The 3,148-nt window shown below is 72.2% G+C and carries 1 protein-coding gene and 2 pseudogenes; all 3 read left to right on the forward strand.

Annotated elements, in window-relative coordinates; genetic code table 11:
• Positions 1-574, forward strand: a pseudogene (locus tag BGO22_RS04825) (hypothetical protein); the annotation flags it as partial.
• Positions 575-581: 7 nt separating this feature from the next.
• On the forward strand, positions 582-2,624 hold the full coding sequence (locus tag BGO22_RS04830) for an autotransporter assembly complex protein TamA (protein WP_070397353.1): 2,043 nt from the start codon (positions 582-584) through the stop codon (positions 2,622-2,624).
• Positions 2,625-2,631: 7 nt separating this feature from the next.
• Positions 2,632-3,148, forward strand: a pseudogene (locus BGO22_RS04835) (hypothetical protein); the annotation flags it as partial.

Here is a 3,148-nt window from a genome sequence, read left to right on the forward strand (position 1 = left end):
CGAACTCGATCTGCCCGACACCATCCGCAGCACCGCGGCCAACGCCGGCTACCTGGACATCAAGATGATCCCGGAGCGGCACAACAACGTGAAGGTGCTGCTGCTGATGGACGTGGGCGGCACCATGGATGAGCACATCCAGCGCGTCGAGGAGCTGTTCTCGGCCGTCAAGAGCGAGTTCAAGCACCTGGAGTTTTATTACTTCCACAACTGCGTCTACGACTTCATGTGGAAGAACAACCGCCGCCGCTACGCCGAGAAGTTCCCGACCTGGGACATCATCCGCAAGTACAACAAGGACTACAAGCTGATCTTCGTGGGCGACGCGACCATGAGCCCCTACGAGATCCTGCAACCCGGCGGCAGCGTGGAATACAACAACGAGGAAGCCGGCGCCGAGTGGCTGCAGCGCCTCACGCACGCGTTTCCCAAGTTCGCGTGGATCAACCCGGAACCCCATGGCGTCTGGCAGTATCGACAGAGCATCAGCATCATCCAGCAGCTCATGGGCCAACGCATGTTTCCGCTCACCCTGAAGGGCCTGGAAGACACGATGCGCATGCTGTCGAAATAATCGGCGCATGCGTTTCCTGTCTCCGGCCCGCCACCGCCGGGCCGCGTGGCGGCTTGTGCTGGCACTCGCCTGCGGCGCCACGCCGGCCTGGGCGCAGGTCGACCCCGCCACGGCAGGTCCGGCCGCGGCCCCCGCATCGCCCGACACCCCAGCACCCGCCGCGGACGAGGACGACGCCCGTCCTTCCGGCGCCGACACCCGCCGCGCCGCGCGGGCCGCCCGCCCCCCCGTCACGCCACGCTTCGAGATCGAGCTCGACGCCCCCGAGGAACTGCACGCCTTCCTGCTGCGCCACCTGGACATCCAGCGCTTTCGCGAGCAGCGCAGCCTGGACGCCACCGAGCTGGAGCGCCTGCTGAGCGAGCTGCCCGCCAACGCGCGCGAGCTGATCGCCACGCGCGGCTACTTCGCGCCGCGCATCGAGATCGGCGAACCGCTGCCGCCCACCGCGGCCGCCCTCGCCGCCGCCGGCCAGGGCCCCGCGCCGCTGGGCCGCATCCCGGTGCGGGTGGACCCCGGCCCGCCCACCACGGTGCAAAGCGTGCAGATCAGCTTTCTGGGCGACATCGCCAGCGACGCCGACGCCCAGGCGCAGCGCGAGGAGATCCAGCGCGAGGCCGCCCTGCTCGCCGGTCAGCGCTTCACGCAAGACCAGTGGGACCGCACCAAGACCGCCGCGCTGCGCCGCCTGACCGCCCAGCGCTACCCCGGCGGGCGCATCAGCAGCAGCCTGGCCGACGTCGACGGCGCCAGCGCCAGCGCGCGCCTGTACGTGGAGCTCGACTCCGGCGCGCACCGGCGCTTCGGCGCCATCGAGATCGACGGCGCGCAGCGCTACGACCGCGAGATGAGCGAGCGCATCGTGCGCCTCACCGGACTCACGCCGGGCAGCGACTACGACCTCGCCCTGCTGCAGCAGGCCCAGCAGCGCCTGCTCGACAGCGGCTACTACGATGCCGCCTTCGTCTACGTGGAGCCCGGCGCCGGCGGCGGCGCGCTGCCGGTGAAGGTGCAGCTGCGCGAGGCCATGCGGCAGAAGCTGGTGCTGGGCATTGGCGCCAGCACCGACAACGGCGCGCGCCTGTCGCTGGAGCACATCCACAACCGCCTGCCCGGCATCGGCTGGCGGGCCTTGTCCACCCTGCGTTTCGAGCGCCAGGACAGCCTGGCCAAGACCGAGTGGTCCTCGCCGCTGGACAAGGAGGGCTGGCGCTGGGTCTCGCTGCTGCAGGCCGCCAAGCAGGACACCAACCAGGTCGAGACCACCAGCCAGCGCGCGCGCTTCGGCCGGGCACAGGACGGCGTCGAGTACGACCGCAGCGTGTACCTGCAATACGACCGCGCGCGCACCCTCACCGACAGCGAGCGCCTGAGCGGCATCAAGGGCCGCATCGAGTCGTCCATCACGGCCAACTACGCCTGGTCGCGCGAGCGCTTCGACGACCCGATCTCGCCCAACCGCGGCCATGCGCTGGCGGTGGAGCTGGGCGTGGGCAGCACCCTGGGCATCACGCGCAAGCCCTTCGGCCGCACGCAGGCGCGCTGGCTGGGTTACTTCCCGCTCGACCGCGAAGCCGAGCTGCCCTCCACCGTGCCCGGCGAACGCGCCACCGCGCGCCCGCCCACGCGCCTGGGCCGGCTGGCGCTGCGCCTGGAAGGCGGCGCCGTGATCGCCGAGCGGTCCACGCCCGTGCCCGACACCCAGCTCTTCTACGCCGGCGGCGACGCCTCGGTGCGCGGCTACGGCCTGCGCGACATCGGCGTGGTGCAGCCCGACGGCAGCGTGCTCGCCGGCCGCTACAAGGCCGTGGTGAGCCTGGAATGGCAGCGCCCCATCTGGGGCGACGGCGTGTCGCGCTCCCCCTTCGAGCACGTGCTGTTCGTCGACGGCGGCGCCGTCGCCAACCGCGTGAGCGAGCTCGATTTCCTGTGGGGCGTGGGCACCGGCCTGCGCTACAACAGCCCGGTGGGCCCGCTGCAGGTGGACATCGCCTATGGCGTGCAGCCGCGCAAGCTGCGCCTGCACCTGAGCGTGGGCTTCGTCTTCTGAGGTGGCGATGGCCGAGCCCCAGCGCCCCCTTCCCCCACCGGTCGCGCCGCCGCCGGCCCCGCGCTGGCCCGGCGCCGCCGGCTGGTTCGGCCGCGCCCTGGTGTGGCTGTTCGGCGCGCTCGCCGGCGCCGGGCTGGCCGGCGCGCTGCTGCTGGGGGCCTGGGCCGCCAGCGAAGGCTCGCTGGCGCAGGCGCTGCGCTGGGGCCTGGCCTGGCAGGCGGAGAAGGCGCCCGAGGCCGGCCGCATCCAGGCCGAGGGCGTGAGCGGCAGCCTCATCGGCGGTGGCCAAGTGCAGGCGCTCGGTTGGTCGCGGGACGGGCTGTCGGTGCAGGTGGAGGGCCTGCGCCTGCGCCTGGGCGGGCTGTTCTGGCTCGGCCTGCTGCGCCGCGACCTGCTGGTGAGCGAGTTGCATGCCGCGCGCGTGCGCGTGAGCGACCAGCGCCCACCCGCGCCGCCCGCGCCCACCGAGCCCCTGCAGTCCCTGGTGCTGCCGATCGACATCGAGGCCAACCTGTCGGTGGACG

The sequence above is a fragment of the Hydrogenophaga sp. 70-12 genome (genome assembly GCF_001897365.1).
Taxonomy (GTDB): domain Bacteria; phylum Pseudomonadota; class Gammaproteobacteria; order Burkholderiales; family Burkholderiaceae_C; genus Hydrogenophaga; species Hydrogenophaga borbori.